Origin of the sequence: Maribacter polysaccharolyticus (genome assembly GCF_028882255.1) — a bacterium.
Taxonomy (GTDB): domain Bacteria; phylum Bacteroidota; class Bacteroidia; order Flavobacteriales; family Flavobacteriaceae; genus Maribacter_A; species Maribacter_A polysaccharolyticus.
The window spans coordinates 1-20,556 of the sequence record NZ_JARBUY010000001.1 but is presented as its reverse complement, the minus strand read 5'-3'; the positions used below and the strand labels follow the sequence as shown (position 1 = coordinate 20,556).

Annotated in this window: 19 protein-coding genes; 12 read left to right on the top strand and 7 right to left on the bottom strand. The window is 35.8% G+C overall.

What is annotated here, in order from left to right:
* Positions 1–43: 43 nt before the first annotated feature.
* Genes PHU20_RS00095 through PHU20_RS00080 form a run of 4 tightly spaced genes read left to right on the top strand, consistent with a single transcriptional unit; the run spans position 44 to position 2,581 of the window.
* Positions 44–895, top strand: a complete 852-nt coding sequence (locus PHU20_RS00095; protein WP_274823293.1) for a toprim domain-containing protein — start codon at positions 44–46, stop codon at positions 893–895.
* Complete coding sequence (gene mbpA, locus PHU20_RS00090) at positions 882–1,394, top strand: mobilization protein MbpA (RefSeq protein WP_274823292.1); 513 nt, start codon at positions 882–884, stop codon at positions 1,392–1,394. The genes PHU20_RS00095 and mbpA overlap by 14 nt, the downstream gene beginning before the upstream one ends.
* Entirely contained in the window at positions 1,394–2,251 is an 858-nt protein-coding gene (locus tag PHU20_RS00085; protein WP_274823291.1) for a relaxase/mobilization nuclease domain-containing protein, read from the top strand. Before mbpA ends, PHU20_RS00085 begins: the two co-directional genes overlap by 1 nt.
* A 15-nt stretch (positions 2,252–2,266) precedes the next feature.
* Positions 2,267–2,581: a DUF6730 family protein gene (locus tag PHU20_RS00080; RefSeq protein WP_274823290.1), complete on the top strand. Its 315-nt coding sequence runs from the start codon at positions 2,267–2,269 to the stop codon at positions 2,579–2,581.
* 18 nt (positions 2,582–2,599) lie between these two features.
* On the opposite strand, the gene PHU20_RS00075 is transcribed toward PHU20_RS00080, so the two are convergent.
* The 3 genes from PHU20_RS00075 to PHU20_RS00065 form a co-directional block, all read right to left on the bottom strand.
* Positions 2,600–2,923, bottom strand: a complete 324-nt coding sequence (locus tag PHU20_RS00075; RefSeq protein WP_274823289.1) for a hypothetical protein — start codon at positions 2,921–2,923, stop codon at positions 2,600–2,602.
* Between the two features lie 21 nt (positions 2,924–2,944).
* Entirely contained in the window at positions 2,945–3,178 is a 234-nt protein-coding gene (locus PHU20_RS00070) for a hypothetical protein (protein WP_274823288.1), read from the bottom strand.
* A gap of 107 nt (positions 3,179–3,285) precedes the next feature.
* The gene (locus PHU20_RS00065) at positions 3,286–4,449 is read right to left on the bottom strand and encodes a HEPN domain-containing protein (RefSeq protein ID WP_274823287.1); all 1,164 of its coding nucleotides are present in this window, start codon (positions 4,447–4,449) and stop codon (positions 3,286–3,288) included.
* A gap of 189 nt (positions 4,450–4,638) precedes the next feature.
* Here PHU20_RS00065 and PHU20_RS00060 point away from each other — a divergent pair, with 189 nt between their 5' ends.
* The 7 genes from PHU20_RS00060 (at position 4,639) to PHU20_RS00030 (ending at position 14,538) form a co-directional block, all read left to right on the top strand.
* Positions 4,639–4,854, top strand: a complete 216-nt coding sequence (locus PHU20_RS00060; RefSeq protein ID WP_274823286.1) for a helix-turn-helix domain-containing protein — start codon at positions 4,639–4,641, stop codon at positions 4,852–4,854.
* Between the two features lie 100 nt (positions 4,855–4,954).
* A complete protein-coding gene (locus PHU20_RS00055; protein WP_274823285.1) occupies positions 4,955–7,396 on the top strand; it encodes a type I restriction-modification system subunit M in 2,442 nt (813 codons plus the stop codon).
* Positions 7,387–8,634, top strand: a complete 1,248-nt coding sequence (locus tag PHU20_RS00050) for a restriction endonuclease subunit S (protein WP_274823284.1) — start codon at positions 7,387–7,389, stop codon at positions 8,632–8,634. The genes PHU20_RS00055 and PHU20_RS00050 overlap by 10 nt, the downstream gene beginning before the upstream one ends.
* Before the next feature lie 3 nt (positions 8,635–8,637).
* Entirely contained in the window at positions 8,638–11,664 is a 3,027-nt protein-coding gene (locus tag PHU20_RS00045; RefSeq protein ID WP_274823283.1) for a type I restriction endonuclease subunit R, read from the top strand.
* Positions 11,654–12,367, top strand: a complete 714-nt coding sequence (locus PHU20_RS00040; protein WP_274823282.1) for a M48 family metallopeptidase — start codon at positions 11,654–11,656, stop codon at positions 12,365–12,367. The genes PHU20_RS00045 and PHU20_RS00040 overlap by 11 nt, the downstream gene beginning before the upstream one ends.
* Positions 12,368–12,571: 204 nt before the next feature.
* A complete protein-coding gene (locus PHU20_RS00035; protein WP_274823281.1) occupies positions 12,572–13,918 on the top strand; it encodes a Fic family protein in 1,347 nt (448 codons plus the stop codon).
* A 344-nt stretch (positions 13,919–14,262) separates the two neighbouring features.
* On the top strand, positions 14,263–14,538 hold the full coding sequence (locus PHU20_RS00030; protein WP_274823280.1) for a hypothetical protein: 276 nt from the start codon (positions 14,263–14,265) through the stop codon (positions 14,536–14,538).
* Positions 14,539–14,570: 32 nt separating this feature from the next.
* On the opposite strand, the gene PHU20_RS00025 is transcribed toward PHU20_RS00030, so the two are convergent.
* Positions 14,571–15,443 (bottom strand): AraC family transcriptional regulator, encoded by an 873-nt coding sequence (locus PHU20_RS00025; protein WP_274823279.1) that lies wholly within the window; start codon positions 15,441–15,443, stop codon positions 14,571–14,573.
* Positions 15,444–15,646: 203 nt separating this feature from the next.
* Between PHU20_RS00025 and PHU20_RS00020 the strand changes: the two genes are divergently transcribed.
* Positions 15,647–16,234 (top strand): hypothetical protein, encoded by a 588-nt coding sequence (locus PHU20_RS00020; protein ID WP_274823278.1) that lies wholly within the window; start codon positions 15,647–15,649, stop codon positions 16,232–16,234.
* Positions 16,235–16,513: 279 nt separating this feature from the next.
* Here PHU20_RS00020 and PHU20_RS00015 read toward each other — a convergent pair whose 3' ends face one another.
* From PHU20_RS00015 to PHU20_RS00005, 3 genes are all read right to left on the bottom strand, one after another.
* A complete protein-coding gene (locus PHU20_RS00015; RefSeq protein ID WP_274823277.1) occupies positions 16,514–17,299 on the bottom strand; it encodes a HalD/BesD family halogenase in 786 nt (261 codons plus the stop codon).
* Positions 17,300–17,452: 153 nt separating this feature from the next.
* On the bottom strand, positions 17,453–18,202 hold the full coding sequence (locus PHU20_RS00010; RefSeq protein WP_274823276.1) for a glutamine amidotransferase: 750 nt from the start codon (positions 18,200–18,202) through the stop codon (positions 17,453–17,455).
* 623 nt (positions 18,203–18,825) lie between these two features.
* The gene (locus tag PHU20_RS00005) at positions 18,826–20,112 is read right to left on the bottom strand and encodes an alkaline phosphatase family protein (RefSeq protein ID WP_274823275.1); all 1,287 of its coding nucleotides are present in this window, start codon (positions 20,110–20,112) and stop codon (positions 18,826–18,828) included.
* Positions 20,113–20,556 lie beyond the last annotated feature (444 nt).

Below are 20,556 nucleotides of genomic sequence, written 5' to 3'. Positions count from 1 at the left end.
AATCATCAAAAAAACAAAAATACACCTAAAAACACATTGGCTTATGAAAGAAAAAATAAATTGTGAAACAGCCCGTAATTTTTCAGTGGAAAAAACACTGGAAAAATTAGGGCACTTCCCCAAAAAGACAGCGGAAAAAGAAGCTTGGTTTCTGAGTCCTTTCAGGTCAGAAACCCAAGCCTCTTTTAAAGTCTCTAAAACCAAGAACCGATGGTACGACCATGGTGAAGGTGTGGGCGGTAATGTGATAGACCTTGTATGTCGGATTCTAAAATGTTCTATAGGTGAAGCCTTGGCATTTTTAAACGATGGGGGCGCAAAAAATACATTTAGAGAGCAACGGATTTTTAAAGACAACGACACAGGACTTGGCATTGTTAAGGTTCAGGACATCACGCACCCTGCCCTCATTCAATATCTGGGTTCAAGGGGTATTCCGATAAACACTGCCAAGACCTTCTGCAAAGAGGTTTGGTACCAGCATAAGGAAAACCGATTTTTTGCCATTGGCTTACAGAACTATCAAGGTGGTTGGGAACTGAGGAACAAACTATTTAAGAACAGTAGCAGCCCAAAATCCTATACCTACCTCCAAAACAATAACAAACAACTCATCATTCTGGAGGGGATGTTTGATTTGTTATCACTGGCCACTTTAGATGAAATCCAAATAAAAGCTTCAGATATCATTGTTTTGAATTCTATAGCCTTTATAAAAGCCATTGAACCATATTTAAAGACCTATGAATCTGTCCTTATTTATCTGGACAATGATAATGCTGGAAGACAGTCTGCCAAGTATCTAATGGATCATCATAAGCATATCATGGATCAAAGCCATATCTATAAAAACCAAAATGATTTAAACGATTTGTTGTGCCATGAAAGCGGATGATTTTAATTTCAAATCAAATGATGATAGGGAACGGACTGTAAAGATTCCTACCAAAGTACTGAGCCAATCTGATAGTATAGAATTGGATATGGAACGGAATGGAACGGAAAACGAAATCATCGTGGGGAGGAATTCGAGATGTGTGTCTGTGGACACATTCTCGTTTGCTCCCGAAGGTCGCAAAGAAAAAAAAAGAGAATTTAAGGGGAAAAGTGACCTCGTTAAGTTTCGGTGTACTATCTATGAAAAGAAGCTTTTGAACATCAAAGCCAAACAGAGCGGATTAAGTTTGAGTGAATATATCAGGAGAAGCTTATTTGAACAGGAAATCACGGAACGTTTTTCCGATGAACATATACAGATTTATAAAATGCTGATCAAGTACCATAACAATTTTAAGTCCATTGGGAACATGTACAAAAAACGAAATCCCAAACTAACCCAAGAAGTTTATGCCTTGGCGAATGAAATCAAAACACATCTTAAAAAATTTCAATAATGATAGGAAAAGGCAAAAGCATATCACATACCAGGGCTTCCATGTCCTACGGATGGAACCAGGAAAAGGATGCTGAGATCGTACTCAAGGAATTTCTGCACGGCGATTCTCCTGCAGAGATTACCAAAGAGTTCAAAATGCTCCAGGATCAGAATTACCACTGCACCAAGAATACCTTGTCCTTTGTGATTAGTCCAACGATTGAAGACGGCAAGCGATTGGATAAAAATGAACTGCAAGCTATTACAAAACGTTTTATGCATGAAATGAAACTGGGAGAACGACAGGCCATTGCCTTTGTTCATCAGGACAAAGACCACAAGCACATCCATTTATATGTCAACCGTATTGATTTTAAAGGGATAGCCTATAATGACAGTTTTATTGGCAAGCGTAGCCAGTTGGCTGCTGAAAAAACAGCAGAGCATTTGGGATTGACCACGGTGAAGCAAATCCAGTTTGAAAAGGAATTCAACCTTAATGAAATACGCACGGAAATCAAGCGCCGGCATGACCTGACTATGAAACAGTTTAAGCCCAAATCCTTTGATGCTTATATAAAAGATATGCAAGTTAATGGTGTAAAAGTCATCCCAACCATAAACAACCAAAAGAAATTGCAGGGCTTTCGGTTTGAGTTTGATGGTCATAACCTGAAAGGTAGTGAAGTACACCGTAACATGTCCATTGGTAATATCGGAAAACAAATGGCAGGTATTGAAGGGGCAAAGGTTTTAAAGAACAATAATGTCACCATTAAAATAGCTGATAAACTCGTTGACTTGACTCCCAATTTAGCCTTGAAGATTACAAAGTTTATTATTAAAAAGGCCATAGATAAAGGAATCTCATACTAATCAAAAACAGCAAACATGACGAAACTTGAAGAACTCACCGCCTTATTGGTCAACGAGCTCAATGACTTTAACAAGGGCATTGAAAGACTGGAAAAAATCAGTGAACAATTAAAAGACACCAAAATTAAGATGGATGTAACGGAATATAAAGCCATTACTGAAGAGCATCAAAAAGAAATGGCATCTCAATTAAATAGCATTGCAAGTTTTGAAAAGCGGTTTAATGATAAGATTGAGCAGGCTAAGATATATCCCAATTGGGCGGTGGTGGTTTTTATAGTTTGTATTGTAGTTACCTTAGCTTTAGTTTCTTACATATTTCTAAAATGATAGATTGATAATACCATTTTATTTTAGCTGTTTCAACATAGTATTAACGTCATCCAAAAACTCACCTTCATCAAACGGCAATAATTTATTGGCCAACTCCAACGTTTTGCGAATATCCATACCATGATCCTTGATATGAGGTGGACAATAGGAATCACCTTGAGTCGCCAATATACTCACATTGATTAAGGCTTCAATAGTAGTAAACAAATCAAGATACCCTTCAAACTGCAAATACTTAGCTTTAAATTTATCCTTTTGAATATCGGAAGGTTGTAATGTGTCTAATTTATACTTTGCTGATTTTATTAATTTCTTAAGCTTTTTCTTTTCTTTTTTCATAGCTATTGAAGTATTAGAGTTCTACTTTCTAAGGATTTTAGTGATTTCATCTAAGGCAACCATTTGTTCCCTAGGCAATAGATTGATGATGAATTCCAATGCTACAATAACATTCGACTTAGGATTCGCATTGGAAAGTGCTGATAATGAAAATGTGGCTTCTCCCTCCAGTGCCAATACACAGGTTTTCAGTAAACAGGATATATTGAATAGAAGTTCGTCATTGTCACCTATTGGAAATTCTCCTTTCATCATAGCTTTATGGTTGCATGAATATCCAGTAGGCTTCAATAGTCCATCTCTATGTGATAATGCCCCATGAATTCTTTTCAATGTTTTTTTATGTTTCTTTTTTTCTTTCATCAGCTGTTTGTTTCTGTTTCGAAAGCCAAATACCTAAGTGTGTCCAATAGTTCCATTTCGTTATGGGGTATCATGTCCAAGACATACCCTAATACTTCTCTAATGTTATGTTCTGGCTCAGGAATAGAATGTGTTGAAGTGTACTCCGCTTCCATGGCGATGATACATACCTTTAGCAGATTTGATATCATAAATGAGTTACCTAAATAGCCTTCAGTAACAATTCCAGTAGTGTATAGTCCTTTTTTAAAGGGATAGGGTTTTAAAGTGGAAAAATCCTTTTCGGATAGGGATTTAATGAAATTGGACAATTCTGTGCCATTTGGTGGAAAGCATTGCTCTTTAGGAATATTGATTTCTTTTGGATTTGCAACGAGTTTTGAGCAGGCATTTAACCTGTTTTTAAATAATGATGTAGCCAATGATTCTAATTTTTTGGCTTTCTCCAATATTCTATTGATTTGTTCTAGGTTGATATAGTAATTGTTTTCATAGCGTGTTGTTATATAAGCATCATCCAATAACTTTAAAAGGTTTAACTCTGCTTCTATTTCGGTATTGAAAAGATTGTCTAGTTCTGATGCAAATGCCTTTATATAAGTTTGAAGCTCTTTAATACTGTGGCTTTTACGTTCCTTACCCATTATAAAAAGAGCTGCATACCGAAACCACAGTTCTATATATTGGTGCAGCATATAAGCGGCATGAGATAGATTATTGTTTTCGATAAAAAAGTTTGCACCCTCGAAAAAGGCAGCCATTTTATGGCGTTCTTTTTCGAAGGTTGCTTGTATGTTGTTCAGTGTTTTTTCGGGTATATGGTATTCATGTAAGCTATCAAATTCTGCATCTGGATTATAAAAGACCATTTTATCCCAAGTGCACCCATGTACAAAAAACAGGTTTTCTTCTTTTAGTTGTTGTTGGGCAAAGTCTAATGAAAATATGCGGTATAGAAAATCCGTTTCTTCCTGAAATATTTTGGCTATCATGGATGATAATTCTTTTGTCAAAGAAGAACAGTTTTCTTGAAGTATTACAATTAGCAAAGGCTTGAATATGCCCGCTGTTTCAACTATTGATTCATAAACATACTTAATTTCCAAAAGCGAGTTTAGTCTGTTTATAATCTGGTTTTGTTGAGCATCAATTTTATCTTTCATAGTGATTATTATAATTATCTAAATTGATTCCCGTCACTTGAATATTAATTATGTATCTATTATTTACACAAGTGTATCAAAAATCGATACTAATGTATTTGAAATAAATCCAATTTCAAAACAAAAGTGTAAATATTTCACACAAGGGTATATACTTTCTATATTTATGTATTAAAAAATGATATTTAAATGACTGATTTAGGATTGTATTTAGCAAAAAAATCGATAAATAAAGCAGAGGTTGCTAGAAGAACTGGAATTAGTAAATCTCGCTTAAGCCAATTGAGTGGAAATGATTCAACCAAACTCCGTGCCGATGAACTTTATCTAATTGCTTTGGCAATTGATGTTGATCCTGGAGAATTATTTAAGGAAGTATTCAAAAGCTTAAAATTACCGCACTAAATAATTATATTAAAAAGATTGTAAATGAATAATGTCACATCAATTTTAATATGGTTGGTGACAAAATGAGTTGAAATGCACTTATTTAAAATAATAATAAGTGTCATTGAAAATAAAAAATATGGCAATAAAAAAATCAGAATTATACAGCTCACTTTGGAAAAGCTGTGATGAATTAAGAGGAGGTATGGATGCCTCTCAATATAAAGATTATATCCTTCCTTTATTATTTATAAAATATGTTTCAGACAAATATGCTGATGATGAAGATGCTCTAATTACCATTCCAGAAGGCGCAAGTTTTAACGACTTGGTTCTGATGAAAGGTAAAGATGGAATTGGCGATTATATCAATAAAAAAGTCTTAGCCCCGATTGATAAAGAAAACGGATTTGATATGCTAACTAAAATGGCAGATTTCAATGATGAAGATAAATTAGGGAAAGGCAAAGAACTGATTGAAAAGTTAAGTAAGCTTATTGCCATTTTTGAAAATCCTGCTCTTAATTTTAGTAATAACCGTGCTGAAGATGATGACCTTTTGGGTGATGCCTATGAATATTTGATGCAGCATTTCGCAAAAGAAGCTGGAAAAAGTAAAGGGCAATTCTATACGCCGTCGGAAGTGTCTCGAATTATGGCTAAAATTATAGGGGTAAATAGTGCCACTTCACAGTCTCAAACAGTATATGACCCCGCATGTGGCTCGGCTTCTTTGCTTCTTAAAGTCAACGATGAAGCACCACATGGACTAACAATTTACGGCCAAGAAAAAGACAATGCTACGGTAGCTTTGGCAAAAATGAATATGGTGCTGCATAACAATCCAGAAGCCGTACAAGATATTGTGCAGGGAAACACGTTAGCAGACCCAATACATAAAGATGGAGACCAGTTAAAACGCTTCGATTTCTGTGTAGCAAATCCACCATTTTCGGTTAAATCTTGGAGCAATGGCTTTCATCCAGAGAATGATATTTACAAACGCTTTGATGGTTTTGGTATTCCACCAAACAAAAATGGCGATTATGCTTTTTTATTGCATATCATTCGCTCATTAAAAACCAAAGGAAAAGGCGCTGTCATCTTACCTCACGGTGTTTTGTTCCGTGGAAATGCAGAAGCAACAATTAGAACCAATATTGTAAAGCGTGGATTGATAAAAGGCATTATCGGTTTGCCTGCCAACTTGTTTTTTGGTACTGGTATTCCTGCTTGTATTATAGTTATCGATAAAGAAAATGCAGGAACTCGTAAAGGCTTGTTTATGATTGATGCCAGTAAAGGCTATATTAAAGATGGAAACAAAAACCGTTTGAGAGAACAAGATTTACATAAAATCGTAGATGTCTTCAATAACCAAATGGAGGTTACCAAGTTTTCAAGAATGGTATCGTATGAAGAAATCGAAACTAACGAATACAATCTAAATATCCCAAGATATATTGATAGTCAAGATGAGGAAGATATACAGGATATCCAAGCTCATTTATTAGGAGATATTCCTAACAGAGATGTGGAAGCCTTGCAAAACTATTGGGAAGTTTACCCAAACTTACAAGAGCATTTGTTTCATCCTGCAAAACGTGAATCGTATTACAGTTTGGTCGTTCCCAAAGCAAACATTAAAGAAACCATTTTTAACCACGCTGAATTTATAGAATACCGAGAAACATTGGATAAAGTGTATTGCGCTTGGGAAAGTGAAACCAAACCAAAACTTTGGAACATTAATGAAACCACGAAACCAAAGGAACTCATTTTTGAAATTTCTGAAAGTCTTTTAAAACATTATAAAAACAAAGCTTTAATCAATCCTTATGATATCTACCAACATTTGATGGATTACTGGAATGACATTCTAAAAGACGACAGCTTTTTAATCAAAGAAGATGGTTGGATTGCCACCTTAACACCCCTAAAAGACAAGAATGGCAAAATTAAAAAAGGCGAATTTGAAAGCGAATTAATCCCTTTTGAATTGGTTATCAATCGCTTTTTTGCAAAAGAGCAAATTGAAACTAAAACCATTGAAGTGTATTTGGATACCTTGTCTGCTGAAATGACCGAGCTCATTGAAGAACATTCTGGCGATGATGGTTTGCTGAATGAAGTCATCAATGATAAAGGCAATATTACCAAAGGCGACATCGCCAAACGACTAAAGGAAATCAAAGGAGATGAAGAATATGTAGAGGAATATGATGTCATCCATAGCTACGAAAAGCTGATGACTTTAGAAGCGGCCAATAAAAAGACTTTAAAAGAAGCAGAGGCAAAATTGAAACTACAAGTTTATGCCAAATACCCAAAATTAACCGAACATGAAATAAAAACCCTAATTGTGGAAGATAAGTGGTTATCTGTTTTAAAAAATAGTATCGATAGTGAGATAGACCGTATAAGCCAATGTTTAACCAACCGAATTACCGAGTTGGCAAACCGTTATGAATATCCATTGCCACGAATAGAGCAACAAGTACAAGAATTGCAAACTAAAGTTGCGGAACATTTACAAAAAATGGGAATGGTATGGAATTAAAGGGTTCTTGGAAAGAAATAAATCTCGGCAAATCTGCAACACTAAAAGCGAGGATAGGCTGGCAAGGTTTAACGACTGCTGAATATTTAAGTTCAGGAGATTATTTTTTGGTTACTGGTACAGACTTTTTAAATGGATTTATCGATTGGAATAATTGTGTTCACGTTGAAAAAGAACGTTACGATCAAGACAAATACATTCAATTACAAGTAGATGATATTCTTGTTACCAAAGACGGAACGATAGGGAAGGTTGCCATTGTGGACAAGATTGTGAAACCAACTACTTTAAATAGTGGCGTTTTTGTTGTTAGGCCTTTCGGAAAGAGTTTTTACTCAAAATATCTTTTCTATATTTTGAGGTCAGGACATTTTGCAGATTTCCTTTCAAAACTTACAGCAGGCTCTACTATCAACCACTTATATCAAAAAGATTTTATACACTACACATTTCCTGCGCCACCAACTTTAAAGGAACAGAAATTAATTGCTGACATTTTAACTGATTCAGATATTTTAATCCAAAATCTAAAAAACCTCATTTCAAAAAAGAAAGCTATTAAGCAAGGTGCAATGCAAGAATTGTTGACTGGTAAAAAGCGTTTGAAAGGATTTGATGATAAATGGGTAGAAAGAAGACTAGGAGATTTTTTAATTTACGAACAACCTACAAATTATATAGTTTCAAGTACAGAATATAACGATAACTACGAAACACCAGTATTAACAGCAGGAAAATCATTTATTTTAGGGAGAACTAATGAAAAAACGGGGATTTTCAAAGATTTACCAGTTATAATATTTGATGACTTTACAACAGCAACAAAGTTTGTTAGATTTCCATTTAAAGTAAAATCTTCTGCAATGAAGATTTTAAAAAAGAAGAATGAAGATATCAGCTTACGCTTCATTTATGAAGTAATTCAATTAATTGAATATCCTCTGGGAGACCACAAAAGGCATTGGATAGGAGAATTTCAACATTTAACTATAAAAACACCAAAGATTGAAGAACAAAAAGCTATCGCCCAAATATTAAGCGATATGGATGCAGAGATTGAAGTGCTGGAAATCCAGTTACAAAAAGCGCAAAACATAAAACAAGGGATGATGCAGGAATTGTTGACTGGTAAGAATAGGTTGGTTAAGCCAGTTAGTCAATCATCTAATAATAATATAGATAAAAATGTATTAAAGGCTGCCGAACCAAAAGCGGAATATAAAATAAAATTGAGGTAAAATATGAGCAATATAGGTCAAATAGAGCGCATCACACAAAAAAAAGTAGTTCAGTTTTTTGAATTGGGTTTAAAGTACGACTATTTAGGCGACTGGAAAGACCGAGCAGATAACAGTAATATTGAACCACAGTATTTGATTGCTTTTTTACAAAAGCAAGGCTATTCAGATACGCTTATTACCAAAGCCATCGATAAGTTATCCAAAGATACGAGTGATTTGGGTAAAAGTTTATATGATGCCAATAAAGACACCTACAGCTTGCTTCGTTATGGTGTCAAAGTAAGACCAGACGTTGGGGAAAATAAGGAAACCGTTTGGCTAATAGATTGGAAAAACCCGAATAATAATCATTTTGCAATAGCTGAAGAAGTAACCATCTCTGGAAAGCACACCAAAAGACCAGATATTGTAATTTATGTGAATGGTGTTGCCCTTGGTGTCATAGAATTAAAAAGAAGTACCGTAGGCGTAACAGAAGGTATCAGACAAAATTTATTAAACCAAGAGAAAGATGTGATTGGTTCATTTTACACCACGTTGCAGTTGGTAATGGCAGGAAATGACACAGAGGGTTTGCGTTACGGAACGATTGAAACTTCAGAGAAATATTATTTGCAATGGAAAGAGAATAGCAACGAAGAAAATAAGCTTTTAAAACACATTTCGCAATTATGTAATAAATCACGTTTCTTGGAGATAATTCACGATTATGTTGTTTTTGATAAAGGTGTAAAAAAATTGTGCAGGCACAATCAATATTTTGGAGTAAAAGCAGCGCAGGAAAAATTACAGAAAAGAGAAGGTGGTATTATTTGGCATACACAAGGAAGTGGTAAAAGTTTAACGATGGTCTGGCTGACCAAATGGTTAAGGGAAAATGTTGACGATGCCAGAGTATTGATAATTACAGATAGAGAGGAATTAGACAGTCAGATTGAAAAAGTTTTTAAAGGTGTTCAAGAGGATATTTATAGAACAACAAGCGGTAGGGATTTAATTGATAAACTCAATCAAAAGAATGAATGGCTAATTTGCTCATTAGTACACAAATTTGGAGGTAAGGATGAAGCCAATTTTGATGCATTTGCAGATGAATTAACACATAGCTTGCCTAAAGATTTTAAAGCAAAAGGAAATCTTTTCGTATTTGTAGATGAATGTCACAGAACCCAATCAGGCAGTTTAAATAAGGCAATGAGACAAATACTTCCTAATGCCATATTTGTTGGATTTACAGGAACGCCATTATTAAAGAAAGACAAACAAAAAAGTATAGAGATTTTTGGTTCATATATTCATACTTACAAATTTGACGAAGCCGTTAGAGATGAAGTGGTTTTAGATTTAAGGTACGAAGCTCGGGATGTGGAACAAAACATCACATCTCAAATCAAAATAGATCAATGGTTTGATGCCAAAACAAGAGGATTAACAGATATCGCAAAGCGAAAATTAAAACAACGTTGGGGAACAATGCAAAAGGTATTGAGTTCCCAAGACAGATTGAATAGAATAGTCGATGATGTTTTAATGGATTTTGAAATTAAGGATAGATTGCAGAACGGAACAGGTAATGCGATGTTAGTATCGGGTAGTATATATCAGGCGTGCCGTTATTATGAAATCTTTCAACAAAAAGGATTTAAGCGATGTGCAATAATAACATCTTACAATCCAACACTTCAAAGCATTAAAGACGAAACAACTGGAGAAGAAGGTTATACTGAGAAACTAATGCAGTATGAAACCTATAAAAAAATGCTTGATGGAAAAAGCATTGAAGATTTTGAACTTGAGGCAAAAGCGAAATTTATAGATGAGCCTGCGCAAATGAAACTGCTAATTGTGGTTGATAAATTATTGACTGGTTTTGATGCACCATCTGCGACATATCTATACATTGATAAACAAATGCGTGACCATGGTCTGTTTCAAGCAATTTGTCGCGTTAACCGATTAGATGGAGAAAGCAAGGAATATGGCTATATCATTGATTATAAGGATTTGTTCAAAAGTTTAGAAAATTCAATCAATGATTACACTAAAGAAGCTTTTGGTGAATTTGAAAATGATGATGTGCAAGGGCTATTAGATAATAGGCTGGATAAAGCAAAAGAACGATTGGAAGAAGCGAGGGAAACAATCAAGGCTCTATGTGAACCAGTGTTTCCGCAGACAACAATTAATTTTCAACGTTTTTTTTGTGGAAAATCTGAAAACAAAGAAGATTTAAAGGACACCGAAACTTTGAGAGTACATCTCTATAAATATACAGTAAGCTTAATTCGTTCCTATGCAAACATTGCTAACGAAATGGAAGAAGCTGGATATTCAACAAGTGAAATTGAAACAATAAAACAGGAGGTTAAATTCTACACGAATTTAAGAGACGAAATTGAAAAAGCAAGTGGTGATTATATCGACCTAAAACGATTTGAGCCTGCAATGCGACATTTGATTGATAGCTATATTCGAGCAGATGAAAGTGAAAAGGTTTCTGCGTTTGATGATTTATCCTTAATTCAATTGATTGTTGAGCGTGGTGAAGAAGCAATTGATGAGCTTCCAGAAGGTATTAGAAAAGACAAAGAAGCGGTTGCAGAAACCATAGAAAATAATTTGCGTAAAGTTATAATTGAAGAAGCGCCAACCAATCCGCGCTATTTTGAAAATATGTCTGTGATTTTAGATGAATTGATTTTAGAGCGTAAGCGAGAAGCTTTTGATTATAAAAAATATCTTCAAAAAATAATTGAACTTACAAAAAGGGTCACTCGTCCAAATAAAACTTCAGAATATCCAAATGTTTTAGATACTAATGCCAAAAGAGCGTTGTATGACAATTTAGGAAAAGATGAAACTTTGGCAATATTAATGGATGAAACTGTTAAGTATAATAAACAAGCAGATTTTAGAGGTAATAAACTTAAAGAAAGGAAGATTAAAATTGCAATAAAACATATACTTCCTGACGGTTACTGTGTCGATGAGATTTTTGAAATTATAAAAAATCAAAATGAGTATTAAAGAAGCGCAAATACAAGTTTTGGACTTAACTATTGACGTCGTGAAAAAGGACATCAAGAATATGCACTTGGCTGTTTATCCACCAACTGGAAGAATCCGTATAGCATCGCCGAAAGAGGTTAATGACGAAGCCATTAGGCTTTTTGCTATTAGTAAGATTAGATGGATAAAAAAGCATCAAAAAAACTTTTATCAGCAATTACGTGAAACTTCAAGAGAATATATTACAGGCGAAAGTCATTACTTCGATGGTAAGCGTTATTTATTGAAAGTTATAGAACGGTATGGTAAGCACGAATTAAAAATTAAAAACAAAAGCTATTTGGAATTATATATTAGTCCAAAAGCGACCATTGAAGCCAAAGAAAAAGTTTTCAATGAATGGTATAGAAACCATTTAAAAGAAATTGTGCCAGACATTATTAAAATCTGGGAAGAGAAAACTGGTTTAAACTGCGAAAATTGGGATATTAAAAAAATGCGAACTAGATGGGGTTCTTGTAATATCGAAAAACGAAAAATATTATTGAATCTTGAGCTAGCAAAAAAACCAAGGCATTGCTTGGAGTATGTTATAGTTCACGAGTTAATGCATTTTTTTGAACGTAATCACAACGACCATTTTAAAGGGCTTTTAGACAAGTTTATGCCAAATTGGAAAACATATAAAAGAGAATTGGATAATTTGCCTGTGGCTTATTAAGAAATTGCAAATAATAGAACAAGTTATTTATTCTATAATTATAACATCTAGAATTTACACTTACATCCTTGGATTGTATGAAATAATATTAATTGGAGTAGATTTTCCGATGCCTGTAATGATAAAGATAGAAACATAATTGAAGATCTTATTTCTTCTTTTTATATAAGTAGTTATTTTTACAGTCTTTAAGAATCATTATCAATGTCTGAAACAAACCGTATAGAATACAAAGAAAAATTAACCAAAGATCTGGATTTGGAAAAAGAAGTAATTGCTTTCCTTAATTATTTGGAAGGTGGGCTAATCTATATTGGTATTGATAAGAAAGGGGAAACACTTGGTGTGGGTGATATTGACGGTGACATGCTTAAAATTAAAGATCGCATCAAAAACAACATCGCTCCTTCTGCTATGGGGTTATTCGATGTTGTAGTTGAAGAGCGTATTGGCAAAAACATTATTAAAATTATCGTCGCCGGTGGTAGTGAGAAACCCTATTTCAAAAAGAAATACGGCATGACCGAAAAAGGCAGTTTTATTCGTGTTGGTACGGCAGCCGAACCCATGCCACAAGCTATGATTGATAAACTTTTTGCTAGCCGTACCCGTAACTCCATAGGAAAGATAAAATCGCATCGTCAAGACTTGAATTTTGAACAGCTTCATATCTATTACCAGGAAAATGGTAAACCTCTTAACAAACAGTTTAAAAAGAACTTAGAACTTCTTACCGAAGATGGTTTTTTAAATTATGCGGCATACCTTTTAGCAGATGTTAATAATGTATCCATTAAAGTAGCAAAATATAAAGGTCTAAACAGAGTAGAGTTAATAGAAAACAACGAATATGGATATTGTTCCCTTATTAAGGCAACAAAAAGTGTATTGGATAAAATTGCAGTAGAAAATACAACTTTTGCAACCATCACATCAAAGCAACGGATTGAACGGAAGTTATGGAACCCTATTGCCTTAAGGGAAGCCATATACAATGCGATAGTCCATAACGACTATACCCGTGAAGTCCCACCAAAGTTTGAAATATTTGACGATAGAATTGAAATAACTTCAGCTGGTTCATTACCGGAAGGATTAAGTGAAATGGATTTTTTTGAAGGCGTTTCCATCCCAAGAAATAAAGAACTAATGCGTGTTTATAGGGATTTGGAATTGGTAGAGCAATTGGGGTCTGGTGTTCCAAGAATTTTGGAAAGTTACGGAAAAGAATGTTTTAAATTTATGGATAACTTTACCAGAATGACGTTTCCTGCTTCTGAAAAGGTTACCGAACAAGTTACCGAACAAGTTACCGAACAAGTTACCGAACAAGTTCTAAAATTACTCTCAAAAGTAGATCAGAATGAATATACAACGACAGAGTTAATGAATTTGGCAGATATAAAACACCGTCCGACATTTCTATATAATTATTTACAGCCTGCCCTTGATGCAGAATTAATTGAAATGACTATACCGGACAAACCTAAAAGCAGTAAACAACGGTATAAATTAACTGTAAAGGGAAAGCAATTTCAAACTACAAATTAAAAGTGTAGGAAAACAATTATTTCTCTCCCCTTTGCTCCTCTATCTATTGTAAAATATCAAAAAAATCCCCTGCAATAATGTGTTTAAAAAAACACTAAAAACTAAACTGAAAGTTGATTTATTTTATTAAAAACAAACTAATGAGATTGTTTTAGAGAAAAATACTTTATAATTTTTGAGATAATTTAGTATGTTTTGAATTCAATTAGATGAACAAATAATATGAGGTGCGTATTTCGGTGCGTATAATAAATATAAACCTCTCAAAAACCCAATGAAATAGGTGTGTTTAAGTTTATGGATAGTTCCTCTTTCTCCGCAAAAGGAAACCCATAACGAAAGTTATGGGTTTTTTGTTTTCCGCAGACTCCGAAGCTCCCTTCAAGGAGGCGGAAGGAAACAATAAACGTAACACGCTGGGCAGATTATGGTTTACATGCTTGCCCGGGATTTCCTTTGGGGATGCACGATCAATGTGCTGTAAACGCTTTTGGACAAAGTCCAAACCTATCGTAAATCCAGTGCCACCCTACAAGGAAATACAATACACCCAATCCGTGTACTTTGCGGCCTATGGGGACGAAATCACCTCAATTGCAAATTCTTTCACGCTCCCATAAACAACAAAACGGATGCTATCGTACGGTTTGGACTATTGTACAAGAGTCTTTAAATTACTCCTATACTTTGAAGCACTTTCCCCGGTAATTTCTTTGAACATTTTATTAAAATGGGAAAAACTGTTGAATCCACATTCATAACATATATCGGTAATACCGAGTTGGCTTTCCTGTAATAATTTGGTAGCATGTACTACCCGATATTCATTCACCAATTTCGTAAACGTCTTTCCTGTTACCCTTTTGAAATATCTACAAAATGAAGGAACGGTCATACTAACGGCGTCCGCAACTTCTTCTAAAGCGATCTGACTTTTAAAGTTGTTGTTTACATATTTATAGATAATATCGATTTTTAAAGTGTTCTGTGGTTCCACCTCAAAATTGAATCCTTCCGGATTGAGGATCCTATAATCATCGGTCAGGGACAAATCGTGGAGTACATCCAAAAACTTTATGATTTTTTCATATCCTTGATAATTTACCAATTCCTCGATTTTTGGCCCGATTTCCTTTTTGACAATCGGATTGAACAACAATCCTTTATTGGCCTTCTCAAAAAGGGTTTTGATGTTCTTCATTTCAGGGACTTCAAAAAAAGCATCCCCCAAAAAGTCCTTTTTAAATTGAATGATGGTTTCCATCCCGTTGTTCGTTATACCATCGGTAAAGCCCTTATGGGGAAGATTCTCCCCTAATAAAAGTAATTGGCTATTATTGAAATAAGAGATATGGTTTCCTACATGTCGCTTGCCATGTCCTTTATTCACATAGTGTAACTCCAATTCGGGATGAAAGTGCCAAAAGGCAGTTTTACTATCCAACCGTTCGGTACGTTGTACCATAAGAATCGAATTTCCGAATTCAGAATTTAATTTTTTATATACCGGTTTATTTAAAATCATTATATCCTAATTTATTTGTCAAAGATAATGTCTTCCTAGGAAAGAATTACACAAAATTAACTTTATTCTAGCTTATATTGCCCTTTTTGTAAACTTGACAGTATTTAAGGGTTAATATTGTGTATAAACTGGTCAAACTTGATGTTTTTAAACATTCTAATCGCCCCTACATTTGTCCTGTAAATAAATTAAATATTTATACTATGAAAAATTTAATTAAGACCGGTCTGGTAGTTATAGTGTTGTTTACTACCTTATTTGTAAACGCAAATCCAACTAAAGAAGTTTTGGATGATAACCCAAAAACAAGATTGACATTGAGCAATGTCAAACAAGGAAATAAACTCTCTGTTAAGGATGTCTATGGAGCTGTCCTTTATCGTGAAACGATCCGGAATTCCGGAAACTACATCAAAACATTTGATTTAACGTCACTTCCTGATGGAGATTACTTTTTTGAATTGGTCGACGACCTAAAAATCAAAACCATACCTTTTACGGTACAAGCCACCGCAGTGAGTCTAAAAAAGGATCATGAAACGATCGTACTCCGGCCATTTGTTAAGTCGAAGGAAAATCTCGTTTATGTCTCAAGCCCTTCCACAGTGGCACGTTCTTTGAAAATCAACATCTATTATGATGATAACGGCTATAAACTCATAAACTCCGAAACCCTGGAAAATACCAAGGATATTTGTAGGATTTATGAATTGAATAAAATTGAAAAAGGAAATTACAAAGTAGTAACTGAAATGGAGGGAAGGACTTTTACCGATTATATAGAATTATAATTCGAAAAAGTAGGCTACTTATTTTAGTACTAAAAAATGGAATGGATTGCCAGTCCCGATCGATAGGAATACCGCCTGCGATCATGACTGGCAATCCTATTTAAGGATAGTTTGCAATTTTTTTCCCTAGGTAAGCCTTTCAATCCTATTTTCGAAGTCCGACGATTCCTTCTATCGTGTTGCAGCCCTAATCGGGAGGACTTTTTACGATACCATACTTTTAGCTATGTTCTGTAGTAATTTCGCCAAAGGTCTCTCAGGCAGTGAAATAATAATGTATTACATCTCCCTACCATAAAAAGTGAGTCTGGCTTCCTCAGATAAAGAAATACCAGGTTCGGTATTGTACGCCAGAACGACCAAAATCCGATCGCGGTTACCTGTATTGGGGGTAACACGATGGATGGTATCACGCCCTCTGAACAAAACAAGGGCGCCTTCCGTCTGGGCCAATTGAACAGGTTTCGTGATTCCGTCCAAAACCTTCCCTACACCATCAAAATTCATGTCCCCTATTTCCGAGTTTCGGAGTTGCTTTACGTACTCTACTTGCCCACCGGATTCGGCCGATTGGATCATTAAGGTTATGGCAAATGATGAATTGTCAAAGTGCCATCCCAATTCTTGTCCGGTTTTATGATAATGGACATTGATCGAAGAAAGTGGGTCCTCGTATGGGAAAAGCGCTGACTCTCCCAAAACAGTGCATAGGAACTGCCTGAATTTCTTGGAATCATACAAAATTCTTAAGGCTGAATTTTCACCTACCTGATCGTCTGTAATACATCCTTTGGTACTGACGACCTGTCTATTTCTCGGGTGATCGATTGGATAATCGGGATCTGATGGAGATAAATAAGGCGTATGGGTCTTATCGGAAAAAAATGCAAGATGTTTCTTTTCTTCGGCTTCTTCCTTTATCCCTTTCAATGCATGCGGACCAATAAAATCGGGCAGGACCACAGATCCATGCTCTTTTAATTTTTCATGGCATTCGGTGGCAAACCCTTCCAAGTCGTTAATTGGATACCGTTGTAAGTTAATGATATCGGAAATGTCTTTCATACACTACTATTTAAAAAATAAACCACAACGGTTTGGTTAGTATCAGTGGCAATACCCCACTTCATTGCCTAAAATAATATTTTTTTTACGAACTATTATAGATGCGAACTATGGTTGTATAAAACTTCCTGTTATCGCTTTGGCCATTGGGTTTTATCCATTATTTGAACTTTGGTTGCGCTCTATTATTCGTGAAGTATTGTCCGCAATCCGTTTAAAACATTGTAATATTCGCGTACCATAATCCATTTCAACGACCGCATTGGCCAACTTTAAGGCATCTTGCCCTTCATTCACAAGTTCCAAGGATAGTTCATTGATGTATGCTTTGGTGATATTTTGATCAAATTCGGGGTGGAATTGAATGCCCCATGTATTTTTGTTCCATCTAAATGCATCGATCATTCCTGATTCGTTTTTCGCAAGAATCTCAGCGGACTTGGGCAATTTAGATGCACTCTGCTTATGGGCCTTATAGACTTTAAAGATGGGTGAAAACCCGCCGAGTAGTTTATCTTCCAGACCTGCTTGTGTTAAACAGGTGTTTTCCGAACCTATTACCGTTCCCCTAGCATTGTAGGTTACCATACCCCCCATCAGGGCACTTAGTAACTGATGTCCGTAACAAATGCCTAAAATGGGCACTTCTTTTTTGTGGGCATTTAGCAACCATTTGCACATTTTACTTTCATGGGGCTCAATATCGGTTACCATGGCATGTGAACCTGTAATGACGATTCCCTTATAGCTATAATTAGGGGGTATATTTTGATAGTCTTCCGTTGGATGGATTATATATTCACCAGCTTTCAAATTCATTTTTCCTATGATCCAATCCTCAAAATCCCCATAGCGGGATTTGATGGAGGTAAAGGTGGTTCCTGTTTTTAATATCAGAATCATTTTAATCGGTTTATTCAATAGTACCCCATAATCGGATGGCATCAATGATGATACCTCCCTTATAGGGCTAAGTTAATGATCCTATCATTGAACTTTGATCAATAAACACAGGTATTTTTAGCGGTAAGACCAAGAATTGGGTTTATTGGGTTTTTTACACATTTCCGTAGACCGGTACGACATAAGTTCCGTTTAAAAACCGCTTGGGTTCAATGTGGCTTTGTAGGACAACACCATGATATGGGGATTCAACAAGGAGTTACGCCAACTGTCACAGGCAGGCTGTCGTTAAGGCCCAATACATTGGTTTCATAGGTTGGTTGGTTTTTCTGGTTATTGAATGTTGTTTGGTTATTTTGATGATTTCAAAGGCTTCGAAACCTTTGAAATCATGGTCGTTATCGGTACCCATTGCCAAGCCCCAACCACTAGCTTATTAAGCGCCCGTAAACACCATCAACCGCCATAACCCCTAAAGCACCAATACCCTTTGGGTTGGAGTCCTATAAAACTAAAAAAAACTTCTTAAAAACAAAATTCAAACCTTATAATCAACGAGTTACCAAACAACTTGGGCTCCTAACCAACAATTTCACAGACACCGCGATTCCCGAATACCACCTTCACTCGCTTTTTAAAACACTTTTTAGGACATTCAGATCCCCATCAATATCCGTTGGGATATCCAGTCCCAGTATTTCACATATCAAAGGGTAAATATGGATATTCTTTACCGCTGGGGCCACATACCCTTTTTTAAATGAAGGACCATTGGCATAGAAGATCCCATGCATATCCTTATATATGGGATCATAACCATGTACACCTACCCTACTGACCGACCTTTTTTCCAAACTCTCGATACCTTTTTTCGATGAAAAATAATAGCCAAAATCGGGTATTATTTGAATGCTTCCCCAATCCTTGTTTTTAGGTTGGTATTCAAAACCGGGGGTATCTGCCGTCCTATAGACCTTAAAGTGGTCTTCCTTTTGTTTTAAGTAATCTAGCACGGCTTCCGTAGTGGTAGTTTCCTTGGGATGGATGTTCAGGATCGCCCCACTATTGATGACCGTGAACAGTCCGTCGTTCTTAATCTCCTCTACAGGGATCATATGGGTGGTAGGCAAGGTGGCCATACCGTGGTCGGAGACTACGATGATATTTGCGGGTAATCCGGTTGCCGCCACTCCTTTGAACAGGGTTCCCAGATTTTCATCCAAAGCAAAGAGGGCTTTTTTGATCCGTTCTTCATTATCGGGACTGAACTTATGTCCGGTATCATCCATATCGGAAAAATACAAAGTAATCATATGGGGACGTTCGTTTTCAGGCAACTGCAACCACTTCAAGGTTTCGGAAACGCGAACTTCATTTTCGATCTTGCCATCGTATTTGTGATAATACGTCGGGTGCACCCCTTTGACATCGGCTTCTGATCCTACGAAAAAGTAACTGGCAGAAACCATATCCGATTTTTCGGCCAGGACCCAAAGCGGGGTCCCACCATAAAAAGTGCCGTCTTCGACCATTTCCCTGTTGCCGGTTTTATAGGTTACCCCCTTCTTGTAGCTGTAAAACGTATTTGCTATAATACCATGCTTGTCTGGGTAAATGCCTGTGGCGATGGTGTAATGGTTCGGAAAGGTCTTGGACGGGAAGGAAGGAATCAAGGACTCGGCCTGTACCCCGTTCCGTATGAATTCCGTAAGGTACGGAGGCTTATATTTGTCTACATAATCCCATCGAAAGCCATCGAGGGAAACTAAAATGACATAGGGTTTTTGAAGGGAGATTTCCGAATTTTGGGTTACTGTAGGTTCGGTCACCTTATATCCTGATTTACAGGCTGAAAAATTCAACGTGACCAACAGGACGATAAAGGCATAAATAAAATTTCTTTTTCCCATGAAAAATTGTCTTTTTTTGGTTTCTTTTTACAGGGGTCCCATCCTATGGAATTTTAGTGATGCCCCACATTTTGAACACCCCTAATGTAATCGATTTTATAAAAAGGCACCTAACGATACCTTGTTAGATTCAAGTTATTTTTCTGGTCACCCATCGGCCACGAGTCTTATCCCATATGTTTCGTATTGACCCATATTCCTTGAGGGTCGGTCACCAACTTCGGGAAGTGTGTTATGTAATCCCCTTGGTCCCACGGATACTGAAAATAGGTCTGAAACCCTTCAATCGGCTTTTCAACTTACAAAACAACGGTTAATTAAATACCTAAATTATAATTGCATTGACTACGCATTTTAATTGTAATACGGTACGATATACAAACATCCTTTACAGAGTTATAGAAACATCGTTTACACTTTTTAAGTTGCATTTGAAACCAAAAT

Bases quoted from the DNA above. Each gene is read 5' to 3' on its own strand.
- PHU20_RS00025 (WP_274823279.1), bottom strand. From the start codon at position 15,443: ATGATTTTAAATAAACCGGTATATAAAAAATTAAATTCTGAATTCGGA.
- PHU20_RS00010 (WP_274823276.1), bottom strand. From the start codon at position 18,202: ATGATTCTGATATTAAAAACAGGAACCACCTTTACCTCCATCAAATCC.
- PHU20_RS00030 (WP_274823280.1), top strand. From the start codon at position 14,263: ATGGGTTTTTTGTTTTCCGCAGACTCCGAAGCTCCCTTCAAGGAGGCG.
- PHU20_RS00095 (WP_274823293.1), top strand. From the start codon at position 44: ATGAAAGAAAAAATAAATTGTGAAACAGCCCGTAATTTTTCAGTGGAA.
- PHU20_RS00050 (WP_274823284.1), top strand. From the start codon at position 7,387: ATGGAATTAAAGGGTTCTTGGAAAGAAATAAATCTCGGCAAATCTGCA.
- PHU20_RS00015 (WP_274823277.1), bottom strand. From the start codon at position 17,299: ATGAAAGACATTTCCGATATCATTAACTTACAACGGTATCCAATTAAC.
- PHU20_RS00060 (WP_274823286.1), top strand. From the start codon at position 4,639: ATGACTGATTTAGGATTGTATTTAGCAAAAAAATCGATAAATAAAGCA.
- PHU20_RS00020 (WP_274823278.1), top strand. From the start codon at position 15,647: ATGAAAAATTTAATTAAGACCGGTCTGGTAGTTATAGTGTTGTTTACT.
- PHU20_RS00045 (WP_274823283.1), top strand. From the start codon at position 8,638: ATGAGCAATATAGGTCAAATAGAGCGCATCACACAAAAAAAAGTAGTT.
- PHU20_RS00085 (WP_274823291.1), top strand. From the start codon at position 1,394: ATGATAGGAAAAGGCAAAAGCATATCACATACCAGGGCTTCCATGTCC.
- PHU20_RS00070 (WP_274823288.1), bottom strand. From the start codon at position 3,178: ATGATGAAAGGAGAATTTCCAATAGGTGACAATGACGAACTTCTATTC.
- PHU20_RS00005 (WP_274823275.1), bottom strand. From the start codon at position 20,112: ATGGGAAAAAGAAATTTTATTTATGCCTTTATCGTCCTGTTGGTCACG.
- PHU20_RS00075 (WP_274823289.1), bottom strand. From the start codon at position 2,923: ATGAAAAAAGAAAAGAAAAAGCTTAAGAAATTAATAAAATCAGCAAAG.
- mbpA (WP_274823292.1), top strand. From the start codon at position 882: ATGAAAGCGGATGATTTTAATTTCAAATCAAATGATGATAGGGAACGG.
- PHU20_RS00040 (WP_274823282.1), top strand. From the start codon at position 11,654: ATGAGTATTAAAGAAGCGCAAATACAAGTTTTGGACTTAACTATTGAC.
- PHU20_RS00080 (WP_274823290.1), top strand. From the start codon at position 2,267: ATGACGAAACTTGAAGAACTCACCGCCTTATTGGTCAACGAGCTCAAT.
- PHU20_RS00065 (WP_274823287.1), bottom strand. From the start codon at position 4,449: ATGAAAGATAAAATTGATGCTCAACAAAACCAGATTATAAACAGACTA.
- PHU20_RS00035 (WP_274823281.1), top strand. From the start codon at position 12,572: ATGTCTGAAACAAACCGTATAGAATACAAAGAAAAATTAACCAAAGAT.